General features: G+C 68.5%; 22 protein-coding genes. 4 read left to right on the top strand and 18 right to left on the bottom strand.

What is annotated here, in order from left to right:
* Positions 1-19: 19 nt before the first annotated feature.
* The gene (locus LZ017_RS00875; protein ID WP_241298158.1) at positions 20-1,420 is read right to left on the bottom strand and encodes a cytochrome bc complex cytochrome b subunit; all 1,401 of its coding nucleotides are present in this window, start codon (positions 1,418-1,420) and stop codon (positions 20-22) included.
* 13 nt (positions 1,421-1,433) lie between these two features.
* Entirely contained in the window at positions 1,434-2,030 is a 597-nt protein-coding gene (petA, locus tag LZ017_RS00870) for a ubiquinol-cytochrome c reductase iron-sulfur subunit (protein WP_241298157.1), read from the bottom strand.
* A 185-nt stretch (positions 2,031-2,215) separates the two neighbouring features.
* Here petA and mscL point away from each other — a divergent pair, with 185 nt between their 5' ends.
* Together mscL and LZ017_RS00860 are read left to right on the top strand one after the other, a co-directional pair.
* Positions 2,216-2,668: a large conductance mechanosensitive channel protein MscL gene (gene mscL / locus LZ017_RS00865; RefSeq protein ID WP_241298156.1), complete on the top strand. Its 453-nt coding sequence runs from the start codon at positions 2,216-2,218 to the stop codon at positions 2,666-2,668.
* 117 nt (positions 2,669-2,785) lie between these two features.
* A complete protein-coding gene (locus LZ017_RS00860) occupies positions 2,786-5,134 on the top strand; it encodes a DUF1631 family protein (RefSeq protein WP_241298155.1) in 2,349 nt (782 codons plus the stop codon).
* A gap of 27 nt (positions 5,135-5,161) precedes the next feature.
* Here LZ017_RS00860 and LZ017_RS00855 read toward each other — a convergent pair whose 3' ends face one another.
* The 3 genes from LZ017_RS00855 to LZ017_RS00845 all read right to left on the bottom strand — a co-directional run bounded on the left by LZ017_RS00855 (position 5,162) and on the right by LZ017_RS00845 (position 7,743).
* A complete protein-coding gene (locus LZ017_RS00855; RefSeq protein WP_241298154.1) occupies positions 5,162-5,860 on the bottom strand; it encodes an energy transducer TonB in 699 nt (232 codons plus the stop codon).
* 102 nt (positions 5,861-5,962) lie between these two features.
* On the bottom strand, positions 5,963-6,994 hold the full coding sequence (pdxA, locus tag LZ017_RS00850; protein WP_241298153.1) for a 4-hydroxythreonine-4-phosphate dehydrogenase PdxA: 1,032 nt from the start codon (positions 6,992-6,994) through the stop codon (positions 5,963-5,965).
* The gene (locus tag LZ017_RS00845) at positions 6,991-7,743 is read right to left on the bottom strand and encodes a Nif3-like dinuclear metal center hexameric protein (RefSeq protein ID WP_241298152.1); all 753 of its coding nucleotides are present in this window, start codon (positions 7,741-7,743) and stop codon (positions 6,991-6,993) included. Before LZ017_RS00845 ends, pdxA begins: the two co-directional genes overlap by 4 nt.
* Before the next feature lie 13 nt (positions 7,744-7,756).
* On the opposite strand from LZ017_RS00845, the gene LZ017_RS00840 reads away from it, so the two are divergent.
* On the top strand, positions 7,757-8,938 hold the full coding sequence (locus tag LZ017_RS00840) for a S1C family serine protease (RefSeq protein ID WP_241298681.1): 1,182 nt from the start codon (positions 7,757-7,759) through the stop codon (positions 8,936-8,938).
* On the opposite strand, the gene tatC is transcribed toward LZ017_RS00840, so the two are convergent.
* The 13 genes from tatC to argB form a co-directional block, all read right to left on the bottom strand.
* Positions 8,935-9,720 carry a twin-arginine translocase subunit TatC gene (gene tatC, locus LZ017_RS00835; protein ID WP_241298151.1) on the bottom strand — a complete coding sequence of 262 codons (786 nt, stop codon included), beginning with the start codon at positions 9,718-9,720 and terminating at the stop codon, positions 8,935-8,937. The genes LZ017_RS00840 and tatC overlap by 4 nt on opposite strands.
* Positions 9,717-10,202: a Sec-independent protein translocase protein TatB gene (gene tatB, locus LZ017_RS00830; RefSeq protein ID WP_241298150.1), complete on the bottom strand. Its 486-nt coding sequence runs from the start codon at positions 10,200-10,202 to the stop codon at positions 9,717-9,719. Before tatB ends, tatC begins: the two co-directional genes overlap by 4 nt.
* 20 nt (positions 10,203-10,222) lie before the next feature.
* Positions 10,223-10,450, bottom strand: a complete 228-nt coding sequence (tatA, locus tag LZ017_RS00825; protein WP_241298149.1) for a Sec-independent protein translocase subunit TatA — start codon at positions 10,448-10,450, stop codon at positions 10,223-10,225.
* 173 nt (positions 10,451-10,623) lie between these two features.
* Positions 10,624-10,971 (bottom strand): histidine triad nucleotide-binding protein, encoded by a 348-nt coding sequence (locus LZ017_RS00820; protein ID WP_241298148.1) that lies wholly within the window; start codon positions 10,969-10,971, stop codon positions 10,624-10,626.
* Between the two features lie 16 nt (positions 10,972-10,987).
* Positions 10,988-11,356, bottom strand: coding sequence for a hypothetical protein (locus LZ017_RS00815; protein WP_241298147.1), 369 nt, complete (start codon positions 11,354-11,356; stop codon positions 10,988-10,990).
* A 23-nt stretch (positions 11,357-11,379) separates the two neighbouring features.
* On the bottom strand, positions 11,380-11,730 hold the full coding sequence (locus LZ017_RS00810; RefSeq protein ID WP_241298146.1) for a phosphoribosyl-ATP diphosphatase: 351 nt from the start codon (positions 11,728-11,730) through the stop codon (positions 11,380-11,382).
* Positions 11,727-12,128 (bottom strand): phosphoribosyl-AMP cyclohydrolase, encoded by a 402-nt coding sequence (hisI, locus tag LZ017_RS00805; RefSeq protein WP_241298145.1) that lies wholly within the window; start codon positions 12,126-12,128, stop codon positions 11,727-11,729. Before hisI ends, LZ017_RS00810 begins: the two co-directional genes overlap by 4 nt.
* A gap of 13 nt (positions 12,129-12,141) precedes the next feature.
* The gene (locus tag LZ017_RS00800; RefSeq protein WP_241298144.1) at positions 12,142-12,600 is read right to left on the bottom strand and encodes an NUDIX domain-containing protein; all 459 of its coding nucleotides are present in this window, start codon (positions 12,598-12,600) and stop codon (positions 12,142-12,144) included.
* The gene (locus tag LZ017_RS00795; protein WP_241298143.1) at positions 12,593-13,522 is read right to left on the bottom strand and encodes an ATP-binding protein; all 930 of its coding nucleotides are present in this window, start codon (positions 13,520-13,522) and stop codon (positions 12,593-12,595) included. Before LZ017_RS00795 ends, LZ017_RS00800 begins: the two co-directional genes overlap by 8 nt.
* 13 nt (positions 13,523-13,535) lie before the next feature.
* On the bottom strand, positions 13,536-14,174 hold the full coding sequence (gene slmA, locus LZ017_RS00790; protein WP_241298142.1) for a nucleoid occlusion factor SlmA: 639 nt from the start codon (positions 14,172-14,174) through the stop codon (positions 13,536-13,538).
* 225 nt (positions 14,175-14,399) lie between these two features.
* Positions 14,400-15,083, bottom strand: coding sequence for a response regulator transcription factor (locus tag LZ017_RS00785; RefSeq protein ID WP_241298141.1), 684 nt, complete (start codon positions 15,081-15,083; stop codon positions 14,400-14,402).
* A gap of 122 nt (positions 15,084-15,205) precedes the next feature.
* On the bottom strand, positions 15,206-15,916 hold the full coding sequence (locus tag LZ017_RS00780) for a pyrimidine 5'-nucleotidase (protein WP_241298140.1): 711 nt from the start codon (positions 15,914-15,916) through the stop codon (positions 15,206-15,208).
* On the bottom strand, positions 15,913-16,821 hold the full coding sequence (argB, locus tag LZ017_RS00775) for an acetylglutamate kinase (RefSeq protein WP_241298139.1): 909 nt from the start codon (positions 16,819-16,821) through the stop codon (positions 15,913-15,915). The genes LZ017_RS00780 and argB overlap by 4 nt, the downstream gene beginning before the upstream one ends.
* Before the next feature lie 77 nt (positions 16,822-16,898).
* Here argB and LZ017_RS00770 point away from each other — a divergent pair, with 77 nt between their 5' ends.
* Positions 16,899-17,789, top strand: a complete 891-nt coding sequence (locus tag LZ017_RS00770; protein WP_241298138.1) for a cation diffusion facilitator family transporter — start codon at positions 16,899-16,901, stop codon at positions 17,787-17,789.

The raw sequence follows: 17,789 nt of genomic DNA, 5'->3' as shown, positions 1-17,789 counted from the left end.
TGCTTCTCCGTTGCCGTGCTTAGTGCGGATGGAAAGTCACGCGGTCGGGCACGGGCTTGGGCGTACCCAGCTTGCTCCACCAGGGCATCAGCAGGAAGAAGCCGAAGTAGAACAGCGTCCCCACCTGCGAAACCAGCGTGCCGATGTCGGACGGCGGCTTGATGCCCAGATAGCCCAGCACCAGGAAGAACACCACGAAGACGGCGTACAGGTACTTGTGCCAGCTCGGGCGATAGCGGATGGACTTCACCGGGCTGTGATCCAGCCAGGGCAGGAAGAACAGGATGATGACCGCACCGCCCATCACGACCACGCCCCAGAACTTCGCGTCGAAGGTCTTCAGCAGCGCGATCGCCACCACGGCGCCCACCAGCACGGCCAGCTTGCCCTTGCCGGCGAAGCTGCCCTTGAGCACCGCCAGCACGGCACCCAGCGCCACCACACCCGCCAGCACGTTGACCATCACGTCGGTGGTCGCGCGCAGCATGGAGTAGAAGGGCGTGAAGTACCAGACCGGCGCGATGTGCGCGGGCGTCTTCAGCGGGTCGGCCGGGATGAAGTTGTTGAACTCCAGGAAGTAGCCACCCAGTTCAGGCGCGAAGAACACGATCGCCGTGAACACCATCAGGAACAGGCCCACGCCATAGATGTCGTGCACCGTGTAGTACGGATGGAAGGGGATGCCGTCCAGCGGGCGGCCCTGGGCGTCCTTCTTGGCCTTGATCTCGACGCCATCGGGGTTGTTGGAACCCACTTCGTGCAGCGCGATGATGTGCGCCACCACCAGGCCCAGCAGCACCAGCGGCACCGCGATCACGTGGAAGCTGAAGAAGCGGTTCAGCGTGGCGTCGCTCACCACGTAGTCGCCGCGGATCAGCAGGGCCAGGTCCGGACCGACGAAGGGCACGGCGGCGAACAGGTTCACGATCACCTGGGCGCCCCAGTAGGACATCTGGCCCCAGGGCAGCAGATAGCCCATGAAGGCCTCGGCCATCAGGCACAGGAAGATGCCGCAACCGAAGATCCAGACCAGCTCGCGCGGTTTGCGGTACGAGCCGTACAGCAGGCCACGGAACATGTGCAGGTACACGACCACGAAGAAGGCGGAAGCCCCCGTCGAGTGCATGTAGCGGATCAGCCAGCCCCAGGGCACATCGCGCATGATGTACTCGACCGAGGCGAACGCCTGGGCCGCATCCGGCTTGTAGTGCATCACCAGGAAGATGCCGGTGACGATCTGGATCACCAGCACCAGCATGGCCAGCGAGCCGAAGATGTACCACCAGTTGAAGTTCTTCGGAGCGTAGTACTCCGACATGTGCTCCCGGTACATCTTGCTGGCCGGGAAGCGGTTGTCGACCCAGGTCATCAACCGCACGCCGGCCGAGGCGCCGGCGGGAGCTTCTTTGAATTCAGCCATCGCTACGGTCCCCTTATGCCTTCTTGTCTTCGCCGATCACGAGCTTGGCGTCGGACAGGTACATGTGCGGCGGCACCTCGAGGTTGTCGGGCGCCGGCTTGTTCTTGAACACGCGGCCCGCCATGTCGAAGGTCGACCCGTGGCAGGGGCACAGGAAGCCGCCGTTCCAGTCGTCGGGCAGCGAGGGCTGGGCACCGGTCTGGAACTTGTCGCTGGGCGAGCAGCCCAGGTGCGAGCAGATGCCCACGACCACCAGGTACTCGGGCTTGATCGAGCGGTAGCCATTCTTCGCGTAGTCGGGCGTCGGATAGGCTTTGCGATCGGAATTGGGGTCGGCCAGCTGGGGATCGTTCTTGGTCAGAGCGTCCAACTGTTCCTTGGTGCGGCGCACGATCCACACCGGCTTGCCGCGCCATTCCACCGTCATCTTTTCGCCCGGCTTCAGGCCGCTGACATCGACCTCGACGGCCGCACCGGCCGCCTTGGCGCGCTCGGAGGGAGTAAAGGTGCTGACGAAGGGCACGGCGGTGGCAACGCCGCCTACGGCTCCAGCGCAACCGGTGGCGATGAGCCAGGTGCGCTTGCCGTGATCCACTTGCTGGTCACTCATGAGGTTCCTCAAACGAGACTTCTGATCGGGGGCAACCAGCTATTCTAGCGGAGCGGGTCGGGGATACCCGCCCGCCGAGGCGCCCGCGCCACGGTATCTACCCCAGTCTGATCAAAGACATTGCGCAAACCCACTAGGATGCAAGGCCAGTTTCACAAAGCGCCCGGCAGGGCCACCCTCCACAGATGAGCTTCTTCAGCGAATTCCGCGAGTTTGCGGTCAAAGGCAATGTGGTCGACCTGGCGGTCGGCGTGATCATCGGTGGCGCCTTCGGCAAGATCGTCGATTCGGTGGTCAAAGACCTGATCATGCCCCTGGTCGGCAAGGTGGTCGGCGGGCTGGACTTCAGTAACTACTTCATCCTGCTCGCCAACCCGCCTGCGGACTTCAAGGGCCCGATGACCTACGAGGCGCTGACCAAGGCCGGCGTGCCACTGTTCGCCTACGGCAGTTTCCTGACCGTGCTGCTGAACTTCCTGATCCTGGCGTTCATCATTTTCCTGATGATCCGCCAGATCAACCGCCTCAAGCGCGCGGAGGCCGCACCGGCGCCCGCCCCCGCCGAACCGCCGCCCACCCCCGAGGACATCCAGCTGCTACGCGAAATCCGCGATTCCCTCAAGCGTGACAAGGCGTAACTTCGGCGCAAGCGTCAGTTATTGCGCGTTCCCGGCCGCCCCGCCTCTGCGGGGCGTGTTTCATTTGGGGCGATACTTCCAGACCTGTGGTGGGTTCCCCACAAGGTCCAGACGTTGATGAACCGCCTCAATCCGCACCTCGAAGCCGCACTGCAGCGCGTCCGCACCGCTGTGGAGCTTGCTGCCGAGCGTGGCGCCGAGGGCCTGGGGCTGGCCGCACTGTCCGCCGTGCAGCCCAAGCGGCGCGATGCGCTGCTGGCCGCCCAGTTCATTTTTCGCAAGCACCAGGCGCTGTTTGCGCAGCAGTTCTATCAATCGCTGCTGCATCCGGCCCAGGCGCCGGCCGGCACGGCCACCGCCGCCGTCGGTGGCGCGGACCGCTGGAGCGAGCTGTCCTTGATGGACGACGAACAGGTCAACGCGCTGGTCGCGGCCGACCGCATCGGCCTGGCGCTGGGCCACCAAAGTGAATGGGAGCTGCGCGAGGTCGAGGCCTATGTCGGCGCGATGCTGCCCCAAGGCGGCGATGAGCGCCATCCCCTGCGCCCGCAATCCATCGCCCAGGCCCTGCTGGCCGGCATCCATGCGGTCAGCGACGAGGCCGAGATCCGGCAGACCCTCACCGACGAGCTGACGCGCGCGCTGGCGCAGGAGATGAAGGCCTGCTACGGCGACATCGCCGAGCTGTTCCGCAGCCGCGGCCTGCGTCAGCAGGAGCTGCGCGCGCGCACGGTGATCACCGAGTCGGGCCGCCGCAGCGGCCATGGCAGCGAGTTCGGCCACAGCACCCAGGGCGGCGCGCTGCACAGCCGCCATGGCGACACCAGCCCGGCCAGCGATTTCGGCCGCCTGGCCGCGCGCGCCGGATCGGCCGGCGGCAGCGCGGGTGGCGGCATGGTCGACGCGCAGCTGATGTCGCTGCTGCGCCGCCTCGCCCAGTTGCCGCCCGGCGGGCTGGAGACCCTGCCCGGCCCCCTCGCCGCCGGCGAGCCGGCATCCGGCGGCATCAGCCCCAGCCGCTGGCAAGGCTGGCAGGACTGGGGCGACAGCGGCGAACCGCCGCCCAACCTGATCCATCTGCACCGCGAGGAACTGCGCCAGGCCGCCACCGGGTCGCTGGACCACATGGTGATCGACGTGGTCGCCGGGCTGTTCGACCAGATTCTTTCCGACCCCAAGCTGCCGCCGCAGATGGCACAGCAGATCGCGCGGCTGCAACTGCCGGTGCTGCGCGCGGCGCTGGGCGACCGCAGCTTCTTCTCGTCGCGCCGCCATCCGGTACGCCGCTTCGTCAATCGCATCGCGTCGCTGGGCAGCGCGTACGACGACTTCGCCGACGGCCCCGGCCGCGACTTCCTGGCCCGGGTGCGCGACCTGGTGCAGGAGGTGGTCAGCGGCGACTTCGATCGCATGGAGCTGTACGAGGCCAAGCTCGCCGAGTTGGAGCAGTTCAGCGCCGAACAGAGCGCCCAGACCCTGCGCGAGCAAGGCGACGTGGCCGCGGTGGTCGAGCGCAAGGAAACCGACCTGCGGCTGCAGCAGCGCTACATGCAGCAGCTACAGCAGGCCCTGGCCGCGGTGGAGATGCAGGAGTTCCTGCGCAGCTTCCTGACTCAGGTCTGGAGCCAGGTGATCATGCAGGCCTCGCGCAATCCGCGCATGGCCGACCAGGTGGACCGGCTGCGCGCGCTGGGCCGCGAGCTGGTGCTGTCGGTCCAGCCCAAGAGCGGGGCGGCGCAGCGCCAGGCCTTCCTGGCGTCGCTGCCCGCGCTGATGCGCACTCTCAACGAAGGGCTGGACATGATCCGCTGGCCCGAGGACGCACGCAAGAAGTTCTTCGCCGAGCTGCTGCCGGCGCATGCCGACTCGCTGCGCGGCCAGTCGCTGACGCCGCTGGAATTCAACCTGCTCGCCAAGCAGCTGGAGGGCATCTTCGGCGTCTCGCTGCCGACCGAGAAAGACCTGGGCCCCGCCGCGGCGCCGCTGCCCGAGGACACCGACCTGGGCGCCCGGCTGTCCGCCGACGAGGCGCGCAGCCTGGGCCTGCTGGACGAACAGGCGCTGGACTGGAACGGCGAGGTGGACATCGACCTCAGCGCCGATGACCCGGCGCCACTGCAGACGGTGGACATCAGCCTGGACGGCCTGCCCGCCGCCGAGGAGCCGCCCGAGCCGGCCAGTGGCGCACTGCTGATGGACCACCTGCAGCTGGGCTTCGCCTACCGCATGCATGTGGACGGCCAATGGGTCAAGGTCAAGCTGGCCCACGTCAGCGCCGGGCGCAGCTTCTTCATCTTCAGCCACGGCCATAAGCAGCAGCAGACCATGACCATGACGGCGCGCATGCTGCGCAAGCTCTGTGACGGCGGACGGCTGCGCGCCTTCGAAAACGCCTACCTGCTGGAGCGCGCCACCGCGCGCACGCGCAAGCAGCTGGCGGCGCTGGCCGCGAACTCGCGCCACTGAGCGCGGCGCGGCGTCTGGCCCACGGGGTCAGAGCTTGCGCGGTTCGCGGAAGTCCTGGGGATAGACCCGCCCCTGCACCGACAACACCAGCGGCACCTGCACGACGCTGGCCACCGGCTGGCCATTGAGCTGCTGCGGGCGGAACCGCCATTGCGCCATCGAGGCCTTGGCCCAGCGCCGCACCGACACGGGAACGCCCGCGGGCGCCTCGACCTGGATGTCGTCGCAACGCCCTTCGGTGTTGACCTGGCAGCGGATATTGATGCGTCCCTCCCATTCCTCGACGGAGGTGACCTCACGCGGCGGCGCCAGCATGTGGCGGACCAGCGGCAGCGCCGCTGGTCGCACGGACGCCAGCTCCATGGTGGTCCGACCCTCGCTCTCGCGCCATTTCAGCAGCACCAGCAGGCCGGTGCTCAGCGTCGCCGGCTGCCCATCCAGTTGCGGCGGATCGATGCGCGCATTCTGGATGCGCGGCATCAGGGCCTGCCACAGGCCTTCCGGCTGGGGCGGATCGTTGACCGGCCGCGCCTCGACCAGCCGGCCCTGCTCGTCGAACCGGGCATCGAACCAGACCTGCACCTGCCGGCCGGGGCGTGTCTCGGCGGCCTGCCCCGTCTGCTGTCCCGCGTCCTGCGGCTTCTCCTGCGCCCGCAAGCCGGGGGCGGCCGACAGACACGCCATCACCCCCATCAGGTAACCCACGCGTCGCCAAGCCTTGACCATACCGTCCCTCCCTGGACTTGTGATGTTGGATGCGGCGCCGATTCTGCCTCAGCGCGACGCACCGCCATGCCGCTCAGCACCGGGCCGCGTGAACAGGCCTGGCTAGCCCGCGCCGAGGCGGCGCGCCATCGCGATCGCCGCGCACATGCTGGACGGATCGGCCAGCCCGCGTCCGGCGATGTCGAAGGCCGTGCCGTGGTCCGGGCTGGTGCGCACCAGCGGCAGACCCAGCGTGACATTGACGCCCTGCTCCACCCCCAGATATTTCACCGGGATCAGCCCGTGGTCGTGGGTCATCGCCACCACCGCGTCGAACTCGCCCGGATGGCCCGGCGCGTGGCGCGCGCGCATGAACACCGTGTCCGGCGCGAAGGGCCCGCGCGCGTCCAGCCCCTCGGCCCGCGCGCGCGCCACGGCCGGCGCGATCTGCAACAGTTCCTCGTCGCCGAACAGCCCCCCCTCGCCGGCATGCGGATTGAGGCCGGCCACCGCGATGCGCGGCGCCGCGATGCCGAAGCGCCGCAGCGCCGCGTCGGTGATCCGCAGCGTTTCCAGCACCCCGTCCGTGCTGATCAGGTCCAGCGCCCGGCGCAGCGAGACATGGATGGTGACCAGCACCACGCGCAGTTCCTCATTGGCCAGCATCATGCGCACCGGCGGCAGGCGGCCGTCCGGCAGCGCGCACAGCGCCTGCAGCATCTCGGTATGGCCGGGATGCGCAATGCCGGCTGCATGCAGGGCTTCCTTGTGGATGGGCGCGGTGACCAGCGCCCGCGAACGCCCCGCCTGCTGCTCGCGCACCGCCGCCTCGATGCAGCGCGCCGCGGCTGCGCCAGCGCGGGCGCTGACTTGCCCCAGCGGCTCGTTCACCAGCCGGCCGCCCAGGCCCTCGGCCAGCCCCGGGGGCTCCCAGACCGGCAGGCAGTCAGGCGGCGCGGCCTCGTCGGCGCGCTCCAGCCGCGCCACCGGCAGTGCCAGACCCAAGAGCCGCAGCGCACGCCGCATCACCTCCACATCACCCACCACACGGGCGTCGCCGCGCCCTTCGCGCAGCCAGGCGGCCACGCAGATTTCGGGACCGATGCCGCAGGCATCGCCCATGGTGAGCAGCAAGGGGGCAGGGTCGCGGCTCATGCGGGGTTCTCGATGTCAATGAACTGCTGGCTCACGCCCAGGTGGTCGGCCAGGTAGCGCCCCAGGGCCTGCACGCCATAGCGTTCGGTGGCATGGTGGCCCGCCGCGATGAAGGCCACGCCGGTCTCGGCCGCGTAGTGGGCCTGCGGTTCGGAGATCTCGCCGGTCACGAAGACATCGGCGCCAGCCGCGATCGCGGCCTCGAAGTAGCCCTGGGCGCCGCCGCTGCACCAGGCGATGCGCCGCAGCGGCCGGCCATCGCCCGCGGCGCTGACGGTGGCCCGACCCAGGCGCTGCTGCAGCGCGGCGCTGAGCTGATCCAGGCGCTGCTGCCCCGCGGGCGCGGCGCCGATGAAGCCCAGCTCCTGGTCGCCGAAGCGGCCGTCGGCCATCCAGCCCAGCTGCGCCGCCAGCTGCGCGTTGTTGCCCAGCTCGGGGTGGGCGTCCAGCGGCAGGTGGTAGGCGAACAGATTGATCTCATGCGCCAGCAGCCGGGAGAGGCGCTGCTTCATCCAGCCCGTGACGCGACCGTCCTGGCCGCGCCAGAACAGGCCGTGGTGGACCACCAGGGCATCCGCCTTCGCGGCGATGGCCGCGTCGATCAGCGCCAGGCTGGCCGTGACCCCGCAGACCACGTGGCGGATCTGCTCGCGTCCCTCGACCTGCAGACCGTTCGGCCCATAATCCTTGAAACGACCGGGCTCCAGGCAGCTGGAAAGCAAACGGTCCACCTCTGTGCGATGCGCCATGACTGTGAGTGCTCTGCGTAAGACCTGGCTGATTTTCTCCCAGGCCACCACGGTGGCGCTGGCCGGCTATTTCGTCGTGGCGACGCTGAAGCCGCAGTGGCTGCAGAACAGCCCCACCCTGCCCGCACCCAGCCTGCCGGTGCTGGGCGCCCCCGCCAACCCGCCGGCGCGCGTGGCCGGCCAGGCCAGCTATGCGGAGGCGGCGCGCGTGGCGTCGCCGGCCGTCGTGGCGGTCAGCGCGTTCAAGGTGGCGCGGCCGCGCGACGGCGGCGAGGGCCTGCCGGACGATGGATGGCACCGCTTCCCCTTCGGCACGCCGGGCCGCCCGCCGATGCAGCGCGGCCTGGGCTCGGGCGTGATCGTGTCCGAGCAGGGCTATCTGCTGACCAACAACCATGTGGTCGCGGGCGCGTCGGACATCCAGATCCAGCTCAGCGACGGCCGCGAACTGCGCGCCCAGCTGGTGGGCACCGACCCGGAGACCGACCTGGCCGTGCTGCGCGTCGAGCTCGCCGGGCTGCCGGTGATCCCGCTGGGCCGGGCCGAGGATTTGCGCGTGGGCGATGTCGTGCTGGCGATCGGCAATCCCTTCGATGTCGGACAGACCGTCACCTCGGGCATCGTGTCGGCGCTGGGGCGCAGCTCCATGGGCATCAACACCTTCGAGAATTTCATCCAGACCGATGCCGCGATCAACCCCGGCAACTCCGGCGGCGCGCTGGTCGACGCGCAGGGGCGGCTGGTCGGCATCAACACCGCGATCTACTCGCGTCGCGGCGGCGGCAGCCTGGGCATCGGCTTCGCCATCCCGGTGGACATCGCGCGCCAGGTGCTGGAGGCGCTGGTGCGCGACGGCCATGTCTCCCGCGGCTGGCTGGGCGTGGAGACGCGCGAGCTGAATCCGGAGGCCATCGCGACCTTCCGGCTGGACGTGCCCGCGGACACCCGCGGCGTGCTGGTAGGCGGCGTGCGCCGCGACTCGCCGGCGGCCCGGGCGGGCATGAAGCCGGGCGACGTGGTGCTGCGCGTGGCCCGGCAGGCGGTGAGCACTCCCAGCCAGCTGCTGAACACCGTCGCCGCGCTGCGGCCGGGCGCCGAGACCACGGTCTCGCTGCTGCGCGGCACGCAGCCGGTGGAGCTCACGCTCAAGGTGGGCCAGCGGCCGCCGGCGCGGCCGAGTGACAGCGACGATTAGGCGGCCGGTGTTTCGCCCGGCTCCTCGGGCGACTTGCTGAAGCGCGCGAACGCGGTGGCCGCCCACAGACCCACCTCGTAGAGCAGGCACATTGGAATGGCCAGGGCCAGCTGCGAGACCACGTCGGGCGGCGTGATGACGGCCGCGATCACGAAGGCCAGGACGATGAAGTAGCCGCGGAACTCGCGCAGCTTCTCCACCGTGACCAGCCCCATGCGCACCAGCACCATCACCACCACCGGCACCTCGAAGGCGGCGCCGAAGGCGATGAACATGTTCATCACAAAGCCCAGGTAGGCCTCGATGTCCGGCGCCGCGGTGATGGTCTTGGGCGCGAAGCTCTGGATGAACTTGAAGACCTGGCCGAAGACGAAGAAGTAGCAGAAGGCCACGCCCATGAAGAACAGCAGCGTGCTGGAGATCACCAGCGGCAGCACCAGGCGTTTCTCATGCGAGTACAGGCCCGGCGCGACAAAGGCCCAGACCTGGTAGAGCACAACCGGCAGCGCCAGCAGGAAGCCGGCCAGCAGCGTGATCTTCAGCGGCACCAGGAAGGGCGAGATCACGCTGGTGGCGATCAGCGTCGAACCCTTGGGCAGATGGGCCACCAGCGGCGCGGCCAGCATGTCGTACAGACCGGCCGGACCGGGATAGAGGCACAGCACGCCAAAGCCCACCGCGATGGCGAGGAAGGCGCGGATCAGCCGGTCCCGCAACTCCATCAGGTGCGAGACAAAGGGCTGTTCGGTGCCGGCGAGTTCGTCTTCGGGGGAATTGCTCATTGGGCCTGGCGACGGGGGCGGAAGCGGGCGACGCGGGCCGCGCCGGACTGGGCATGGCGGCGCACGCCCTGGCGTTGCTTGTACCAGAGAGGGGTGGCGCCGCGTTTCACGCGCCAGTTCTTCTTCGGCGGCTTGTAGGTGGAGAAGCCACCCAGCGAATCCGAGGACGGCAGGGCCGCCGAATCCAAGCTGCCCGCGTCGTCGCTCCAGGCGGTCTGGAAGGCGTTGTTCGCCGTGTCGACCTCTTTCTGGATGCTTTGTTCGACGTCGCGCGCGGCCCCTTCGAACTGCGTCTTCATTTTCTGAAGCTCTTCCAGCTCGATGGAACGGTTCACCTCGGCCTTCACGTCGGACACATAGCGCTGGGCCTTGCCCAGCAGATGGCCGACCGTGCGGGCGACGCGCGGCAGGCGCTCGGGCCCGATCACGACCAGCGCCACCGCGCCGATCAGCGCCAGCTTGTCAAAGCCGAAATCAATCATGGACGGGGACCGCCGGGCGCTCAGCCCTTGGTCTTGGCATCCACGTCGACGGTGTTGGCGTCATTCGCCTTGCCGCTGTGCGTGACCTGCTGGGCGGGGGCATCAGCCGAACCGTCCTTCATGCCGTCCTTGAAACCCTTGACCGCCGCACCCAGGTCCGAGCCGACATTGCGCAGCTTCTTCGTCCCAAAAATGGCGATCACCACCACCAGCACGATCAGCCAGTGCCAAATGCTCAAGGAACCCATAACTCTCTCCTGAAGGGAAGCCGAAATTCTAGTGGTGCTGCGTGACAGTCGTTTGCGGGAGCCCAACACACGTGCCCGCGACAGGGCCACCGGGGCCCGCGAAACGCCGGGACGGCGGTCCCCCCCCGGGTGGAGCCGGCCGCGGCGCCGGCGTGGCCAGTGGGCGGGCTCGCTCAGCCCTTCAGCCAGGGGCGAGGGCCGCCCATGGCGTGCATGTGCAGATGGTAGACCTCCTGCCCACCGTCGGCGCCGGTGTTGATCACGGTGCGGAAGCCATTGTTCACGCCCAGCTCGCGCATCAGCCGCGGCACCAGCGTGCTCATGTGCCCCATCAGCGCCGCATGCTCGGGCTGCAGATCGGCCATGCTGGCGATGTGGATCTTGGGGATCAGCAGGATGTGGACCGGAGCCCAGGGATGGATGTCGTGGAACACCAGCACCTGGTCGTCCTCGTGGACTTTCTTGGCCGGGATCTGGCCGGCGACGATCTTGCAGAAGATGCAGCTGGGGTCGTGGGACATGGTGGGGGCAAAGCAGTCAGGTGGGCATGGGCTGGCGGTCGTTCATCGCGATCCAGCCCCGCACCACGCGGTAGAGGAACCAGATCGAGATCAGGCCCCAGGCGATCCAGCCGGGCAGCAGCAGCAGCCACAGCGGTGCGGTGATCAGGTAGAGCAGTCCGGCCCAGAACACGCTGCGCAGCCGCCATGAAAAATGACTGGCCTGCCAGGTGCCGGCGGCCTCGCCGCGCTTGACCAGGTCCAGGATCACGGCCACCACCAGCAGCAGCACGCTGGCCTGCACGCCGGGCAGCACCGCGCCGACCGCCACGACGGTGTGCAGCACATAGCTGATCACACCCACCGAGCGCAGCTGCTGTTCGCGCTGCGGATCGAGTTCCACCATGCTTGTCGGCTCCATCGTCGGGGTCAGTGATCCGGGGCCTGCGGCGTCCGGCGCGCGAACTCCTCCAGCCCCGAGAGCCCTTCGCGGCGCGCCAGTTCGGCCAGCACCTGTTCGGGCTTCAGGTCCAGCGCCGCCAGCGCGACGATGGAATGGAACCACAGGTCCGCCACCTCGTAGACCAGCTTCTGCGGATCGCCATCCTTCGCGGCCAGCACCACCTCGGTGGCCTCTTCGCCGACCTTCTTCAGGATCTGGTCCAGGCCCTTGGCGAACAGCTTGGCCACATAGCTTTGCGCCGGGTCGGCCTGGTCGCGGCGCTGCGCGACGACTTCGCCCAGGTGGGCCAATACGTCCACGGATGCAGGGCCGCTCATGCCTTGGCCTTTCCGTACATGGTGTCCGGGTCCTTCAGCACCGGCTCCACGCTGTCCCAGCGCCCGTCCTGCAGGCGCTGGAAGAAACAGCTGTGGCGTCCGGTATGGCAGGCGATGCCGGGTTCGTGGCCCTGCTGGGTCACCGTCATCAGCAACACGTCGTTGTCGCAGTCCAGGCGCAGCTCATGAACCTTCTGCACATGGCCGGATTCCTCGCCCTTGTGCCACAGGCGGCCGCGCGAGCGGCTCCAGTACACGGCCTCGCCCAGCTCGGCGGTACGCGCCAGCGCCTCGCGGTTCATCCACGCGAACATCAGCACATCGCCGCTGTCGCGCTCCTGGGCAATGACGGGCACCAGCCCGTCGCGGTCCCATCTGATCTGATCCAGCCAGTCCATGCGCGCAGTGTACTCAGCCGGCGTGCGTCGCCCCGGCAAAGCCCCGCTCCGCGGCGAACCACTGCAGCACCGGGAGGGTGCCCGGCAGCACCGGCTGCACCTGCACCGGCAGCGCCTGCCAGGCCATGCGCTGGCCTTCGCGCATCTGCAGTTCGCCGACCCAGTCGTAGACCTTGCAGAAGTGCAGGCGCACGCGCGCATGGGGGTAGTCCACCAGCTCGACACGCCAGGGATGGGCGGCGCCAATGGTGATGCCCAGCTCTTCCTGCAGCTCGCGCCGCAGCGCCTGCTCCACGCTCTCGCCGGACTCCAGCTTGCCACCTGGGAACTCCCAGTAGTCGGCATAGACCTTGCCCGGCGGGCGCGAAGTCAGCAGGAACTCGCCTTCGCGGCCATCGGCCTCGCGCCGCACCAGCACGCCCACGGCGACCTCCACGGGCTGGCGCTCGGTCGTCGTCCCGGCCTCAGACATGGTCCAGCCCCTGCGGCCCCTCGGCGTCGAGGGAAGGCTCCGGCAGGCCGTCCGCGCCTCCACGGCCCGCGAGGTCGCGCGCGAACTGGTAGGCCACGCGACCGGAGCGCGAGCCCCGCTCCAGCGCCCAGACCAGCGCCGGCTGGCGCGCCGCGTCGATCCGCGCGGCATCGAGGCCGAAATGGCTCAGCCACTGCGCAACGATGCTCAGGTATTCCTGCTGGCTGAACGGGTAGAAGCTGATCCACAGCCCGAAGCGCTCGGACAGCGAGATCTTCTCCTCCACCGCCTCGCCGGGGTGGATTTCGCCGCTCTCGGAGTAGGTCGTGCCCAGGTTGTCGCGCATCTGCTCGGGCAGCAGGTGGCGGCGGTTGCTGGTGGCATAGATCAGCACGTTGTCACCAGGCACGGACACCGACCCGTCGAGCATGGACTTCAGCGCCTTATAGCCCGCCTCGCCCTCGTCGAAGCTGAGGTCATCGCAGAAGATCACGAAGCGCTCCGGCCGGCCGTCCACGCATTCAACCAGGTCGGGCAGGTCGACCAGGTCGGCCTTGTCCACCTCGATCAGGCGCAGCCCCTGCGGCGCCAGCTCGTTCAGGCAGGCCTTGATCAGCGAACTTTTGCCAGTGCCGCGCGCGCCGGTCAGCAACACGTTGTTGGCCGGCCGCCCCTGGACGAATTGCTGGCTGTTGCGCAGCAAGCGCTCTTTCTGCGGGCCGACCTCCTGCAGGTCGGACAAGCGGATGCCGGCCACATGGCGCACCGGCTCCAGCCAGGCACGCGGCCCGCGCTTGCGATAGCGGAAGGCGATGGAGGCCGACCAGTCCGGCGCCTGCAACGGCTGCGGCAGCACCAGTTCGATTCGGGTCAGCAGCGCGTCGGCGCGCTGCAGCAGAGCGGTAAGAGCGTCGGAAGACATGGGATGGCAGGGTTCAGCCCAGCATGCGCAGGGCGGCGTCCAGTTGTTCGGTGGGCATGCGCTTGAAACCCGAGCGTGCGTAGCGCTGCAGGCGGCCAATTACGAAGGAGACCAGGACCGAGGCCTGGGCCTGCGCTTCGACCGTGGGCGTGATGGAGCCGGAATCCTCGGCGGCATGGCGCAGCGCCTGACGCAGCGCCGCTTCGATCTTGTCGAAGAACTGGTTCATGCGGGCCACCAGCCGTTCGTTCTCGTAGACCAGCGCGTCGCCCACCATCACGCGGCACATGCCGGGGTTGCGTTCGCCAAACTGCAGCAGCACGGCGACGATGCGTTGCGCCTGCGCCAGACCCGAGGGTTCGCGCTCGGCGATCTGGTTCAGCAGGCTGAAGATGCTGGATTCAATGAACTCGATCAGCCCATCGAACATCTGCGCCTTGCTCGCGAAGTGGCGGTACAGCGCGGCCTCGCTGACCTCCAGCCGCGCCGCCAGCGCCGCGGTCGTGACACGCTCCGCGCCAGGTTGCTCCAGCATGCGCGCGAGCGTCTGCAGGATCTGCACACGGCGCTCGCCGGGCTTGAGCCGCTTGCGCGGCAGCTCCGCGGGCCGGGTCGCGGTGGAGTCCGTGGCGTCTGAGGAGCTGTCTGGCATGGTGGGGTGCAGGCGGTGTGCGGACGATTCTGGCACAGGCTGCCGACACCCCTTTCCGACCCCTCGCACGGCCCATGGGGCTGGGCTTTCAGGGAGAGAAACCCTCGCGGGACTCGCCTGGCGACCCGGCCGGCGATCCGAACGACGACTCGACCAACAACGCGACCGGCGGCTCGATGCCGCCGGATCGAGGGCCTCGCCCCCCGCACGCGGAGGACGGCCGGATCAGTCGCGCAGCCAGCCGAGGCGACGCGCCTCGTAGATGGCCTCGACCTTGGACCGCACCTGCAGCTTGCGATAGGTACGCTTGACGTAGGTCATGATGGTGTGCGGCGAGACACGCATGAACTGGGCGATTTCGTCGAAGGTGAAGCCCTTGGCCGCCAAGTGCAGCACGCGGGATTCCTGCTCCGACAGCGCCACCGCGCGTTCCTCGACCAGGCCGCCCGAACTGGTGTCCACATAGGGCTTGCGCACGCCATGGTGGGGCGCCAGCTTGAGCAGCAGCCGGCGCGCGATGACCGGGCTGATGGGGCTGCCACCGGCGCGCAGGTTGCGCAGCTGCTCGGGCAGGTCCAGTGCCAGATTGTCTTTCAGCAGATAGCCGGTGGCACCGGCCTCGATGCTGGACAGCACATGCTGCTCGTCGCCGAACACGGTGATCACCATGATCTCGCAGCCGGGCATCACATGGGCCGCGTGGCGGATCAGTTCGATGCCGCTGCCGCCAGGCAGATCCAGGTCGACCAGCAGCACGTCGGGCCGGGTCTGGTCGAACAGCCGCCGCCCCTGCGGCAGGTCGGCGGCAATGCCCACCAGGCGGATATCCGGCGCCCGCTCCAGGGCGTGGGAGAAGGCTTCGCGGAAGCGAAGCTGGTCTTCGACAATCAATACGCTGAACACTGACATGGGACCTCGCGCGGCCTCCTGGCCGGTCGGCTCATTCTGTTGAGCCACTGTCCCTGCACAATCCCATCAATTAGGTTCGCGCAAATGCCTAGTCGCTTCCACGTATGTGCTAGCGCGACAACTCAGCGCAAACTGCGCAGTTGCCTCAGCCGGCGTCCTACGTAGCCGGGCTTGCGGCCCAGCATCAAGGGCCTGCGTCCCGGGTGCCCTTGCTTGGCGGCCGTGGCTTTGCGCAGCCAGCCCTGCATCCACACGGTGTCCATGCCCAGCGAGCGGGCCGCTTTCTGGTGCTCCAGGCTGTCCTCCACCAACGTGCAGCGCGCGGGGTGGGTTTTCAGCCGCGCCGCGACATGACGGAACATGCGCCGGTCGGGCTTGGGCCTGAGTTGGCCGAACATGCGCATCTGCTCCACCGCCAGTACCTGCTCGAAGCAAGACCTGACCCCAAGTACGTCCAGCACCCGCAGCGCGTACCGGCGCGGCGCGTTCGTGAGCAGCACCTTGCGCCCTGGCAGCCGACGCAGCGCCAGCAGATCGGCGCGCGAGCCCCGCACCTGCTGCTCCAGCCGCGGCAGCGCATGGGTTTCGGCGAGGAAGTGGGCGGCCTGCACGCCATGGTGGCGCACCAGCCCCAGGAGCGTGGCGCCGTAGAGGCGCCAATAGCGCTGCCGCAGCTCGTGCGCCTGTACCTCGTCCAGCCCCAGATGGCGGACGATGTAGTCCGTCATCGCCTGGCTCAGTTCGGCGAACAGCCCGTTGGAGGCATGGTGCAGCGTGTCGTCGAGGTCGAAAAGCCAGACACGCCGCCGCCGCTCGGCCGGGGTGGGGCTCAATGCGAGCGGATCATCGTGCCGTAGGCCTGATCCGACAGGATCTCCAGCAGCATCGCATGCGGCACGCGGCCGTCGATGATGTGCACCGCCTTCACGCCGCTGCGCGCCGCGTCCAGCGCCGACGCGATCTTGGGCAGCATGCCGCCGGACAGCGTGCCGTCGGCGAACAGCGCGTCGATCTCGCGCGCCGACAGGTCGGTGAGCAGGTTCCCCTGCTTGTCCAGCACGCCGGGGGTGTTGGTCAGCAGCACCAGCTTCTCGGCCTTCAGCACCTCGGCCAGCTTGCCGGCGACGACGTCGGCGTTGATGTTGTAGCTCTCGTTGTTCTCGCCGAAACCGATCGGGCTGATCACAGGGATGAACTGGTCGTCCTGCAGCGCCTTCACGACGCTGGGATCGACGGAGACGATGTCGCCGACCTGGCCCACGTCGTGCTCCTTGCTCGGATCATCCTTGTCGAGCATCTTGAGCTTGCGTGCGCGGATCATGCCGCCATCGCGGCCGGTCAGGCCCACGGCCTTGCCACCGGCCACGTTGATCAGGCCGACGATGTCCTGCTGCACCTCGCCGGCCAGCACCCACTCGACCACGCTCATGGTCTCTTCATCGGTCACGCGCATGCCCTGGATGAAGTGGCCCTTCTTGCCCAGCTTGTTCAGCGCGTCCTCGATCTGCGGGCCGCCGCCATGCACCACCACCGGATTCAGCCCGACCAGCTTGAGCAGCACCACATCCTCGGCGAAGTCCTGCTGCAGCGCCGGATCGGTCATCGCGTTGCCGCCGTACTTGATGACGATGGTCTTGCCGTGGAACTTGCGGATGTAGGGCAGCGCCTGAGAGAGGATCTCGGCCTTCTCGCGCGGGGCGATGTGGCTCAGGTCGGCGGAGCTGGTGTCGGGCTTCATGGCGGGCCGGTGTCGAGGTTGAACTGCGGGCATTGTAGGTCGCGGGACCTTCCGGCACTTCGGGTCACAATGGCCGGATGCGAGTCCAGAGCTATCTCAAACTCTCCGTCGCCGCGGCCCTGGCGACCATCGCGCTGAAGACCGCCGCCTGGTGGTGGACCGACTCGGTCAGCCTGCTGTCGGACGCGCTGGAATCGCTGGTCAACCTGGCCGGCGCGACCTTCGGGCTGGCCATGGTGACGATCGCCCAGCGCCCGCCCGACGAGGACCACCCCTACGGCCACCACAAGGCCGAGTACTTCTCCAGCGGCTTCGAGGGCGTGCTCATCCTCGCCGCGGCGCTGGGCATCATCTGGGCGGCGGTGCACCGCTGGATCAGCCCGGTGCCGCTGGAATCGCTGGGGCTGGGCCTGGGACTTTCGGTGGCCAGCTCGGTGCTCAACGGCGTGCTGGCCTTCTACATGCTGCGGGCGGCACGCGCCCATCACTCCATCGCGCTGGAGGCCGATGCGCGCCATCTGTTCACCGACGTCTGGACCTCGGTGGGCGTGGTCGTGGGCCTGCTGGGCGTGATGCTGACCGGCTGGCAGTGGCTGGACCCGCTGATGGCCATCCTGGTGGCGCTGAACATCTTGCGCGAAGCCGCCCACCTGCTGCGCCGATCGGCCGACGGGCTGATGGACCAGGCGCTGGACGACGACGCGCAGACACGCATCCGCGAGGTGCTGGCGGAGTTCGAGCATCACACGATACGCTTCGACCATCTGCACACCCGCAGCGCCGGACAGCGGCGCTATGTGGACCTGCACATGCACATGCCGTCGCACTGGAGCCTGGGGCGCGCCGCGGCGGTGCGCAATTCGGTGGAGCAGGCGCTGATGAGCGCGGTGCCGGGGCTGCGCGCGACGATACAGCTGCTGCCGATGAATGTGGAAGCCCATTTCGACGATCCCAAGGACCTGATCTGA

The sequence above is a fragment of the Pelomonas sp. CA6 genome (genome assembly GCF_022549225.1).
In the GTDB taxonomy this organism is placed as follows: Bacteria; Pseudomonadota; Gammaproteobacteria; order Burkholderiales; family Burkholderiaceae_C; genus Roseateles.
This window is presented reverse-complemented; position numbering and strand designations above follow the sequence as displayed.

What these genes read in the sequence shown, in the direction of transcription:
- LZ017_RS00875 (WP_241298158.1), bottom strand. Translation starts at nt 1,420, where the DNA reads ATGGCTGAATTCAAAGAAGCTCCCGCCGGCGCCTCGGCCGGCGTGCGG.
- LZ017_RS00845 (WP_241298152.1), bottom strand. Translation starts at nt 7,743, where the DNA reads ATGGCGCATCGCACAGAGGTGGACCGTTTGCTTTCCAGCTGCCTGGAG.
- mscL (WP_241298156.1), top strand. Translation starts at nt 2,216, where the DNA reads ATGAGCTTCTTCAGCGAATTCCGCGAGTTTGCGGTCAAAGGCAATGTG.
- tatA (WP_241298149.1), bottom strand. Translation starts at nt 10,450, where the DNA reads ATGGGTTCCTTGAGCATTTGGCACTGGCTGATCGTGCTGGTGGTGGTG.
- hisI (WP_241298145.1), bottom strand. Translation starts at nt 12,128, where the DNA reads ATGGACTGGCTGGATCAGATCAGATGGGACCGCGACGGGCTGGTGCCC.
- pdxA (WP_241298153.1), bottom strand. Translation starts at nt 6,994, where the DNA reads ATGAGCCGCGACCCTGCCCCCTTGCTGCTCACCATGGGCGATGCCTGC.
- LZ017_RS00785 (WP_241298141.1), bottom strand. Translation starts at nt 15,083, where the DNA reads ATGTCAGTGTTCAGCGTATTGATTGTCGAAGACCAGCTTCGCTTCCGC.
- petA (WP_241298157.1), bottom strand. Translation starts at nt 2,030, where the DNA reads ATGAGTGACCAGCAAGTGGATCACGGCAAGCGCACCTGGCTCATCGCC.
- LZ017_RS00795 (WP_241298143.1), bottom strand. Translation starts at nt 13,522, where the DNA reads ATGTCTTCCGACGCTCTTACCGCTCTGCTGCAGCGCGCCGACGCGCTG.
- LZ017_RS00815 (WP_241298147.1), bottom strand. Translation starts at nt 11,356, where the DNA reads ATGGTGGAACTCGATCCGCAGCGCGAACAGCAGCTGCGCTCGGTGGGT.
- LZ017_RS00820 (WP_241298148.1), bottom strand. Translation starts at nt 10,971, where the DNA reads ATGTCCCACGACCCCAGCTGCATCTTCTGCAAGATCGTCGCCGGCCAG.
- LZ017_RS00810 (WP_241298146.1), bottom strand. Translation starts at nt 11,730, where the DNA reads ATGAGCGGCCCTGCATCCGTGGACGTATTGGCCCACCTGGGCGAAGTC.
- slmA (WP_241298142.1), bottom strand. Translation starts at nt 14,174, where the DNA reads ATGCCAGACAGCTCCTCAGACGCCACGGACTCCACCGCGACCCGGCCC.
- LZ017_RS00855 (WP_241298154.1), bottom strand. Translation starts at nt 5,860, where the DNA reads ATGGTCAAGGCTTGGCGACGCGTGGGTTACCTGATGGGGGTGATGGCG.
- tatC (WP_241298151.1), bottom strand. Translation starts at nt 9,720, where the DNA reads ATGAGCAATTCCCCCGAAGACGAACTCGCCGGCACCGAACAGCCCTTT.
- LZ017_RS00770 (WP_241298138.1), top strand. Translation starts at nt 16,899, where the DNA reads ATGCGAGTCCAGAGCTATCTCAAACTCTCCGTCGCCGCGGCCCTGGCG.
- LZ017_RS00860 (WP_241298155.1), top strand. Translation starts at nt 2,786, where the DNA reads ATGAACCGCCTCAATCCGCACCTCGAAGCCGCACTGCAGCGCGTCCGC.
- LZ017_RS00800 (WP_241298144.1), bottom strand. Translation starts at nt 12,600, where the DNA reads ATGTCTGAGGCCGGGACGACGACCGAGCGCCAGCCCGTGGAGGTCGCC.
- argB (WP_241298139.1), bottom strand. Translation starts at nt 16,821, where the DNA reads ATGAAGCCCGACACCAGCTCCGCCGACCTGAGCCACATCGCCCCGCGC.
- tatB (WP_241298150.1), bottom strand. Translation starts at nt 10,202, where the DNA reads ATGATTGATTTCGGCTTTGACAAGCTGGCGCTGATCGGCGCGGTGGCG.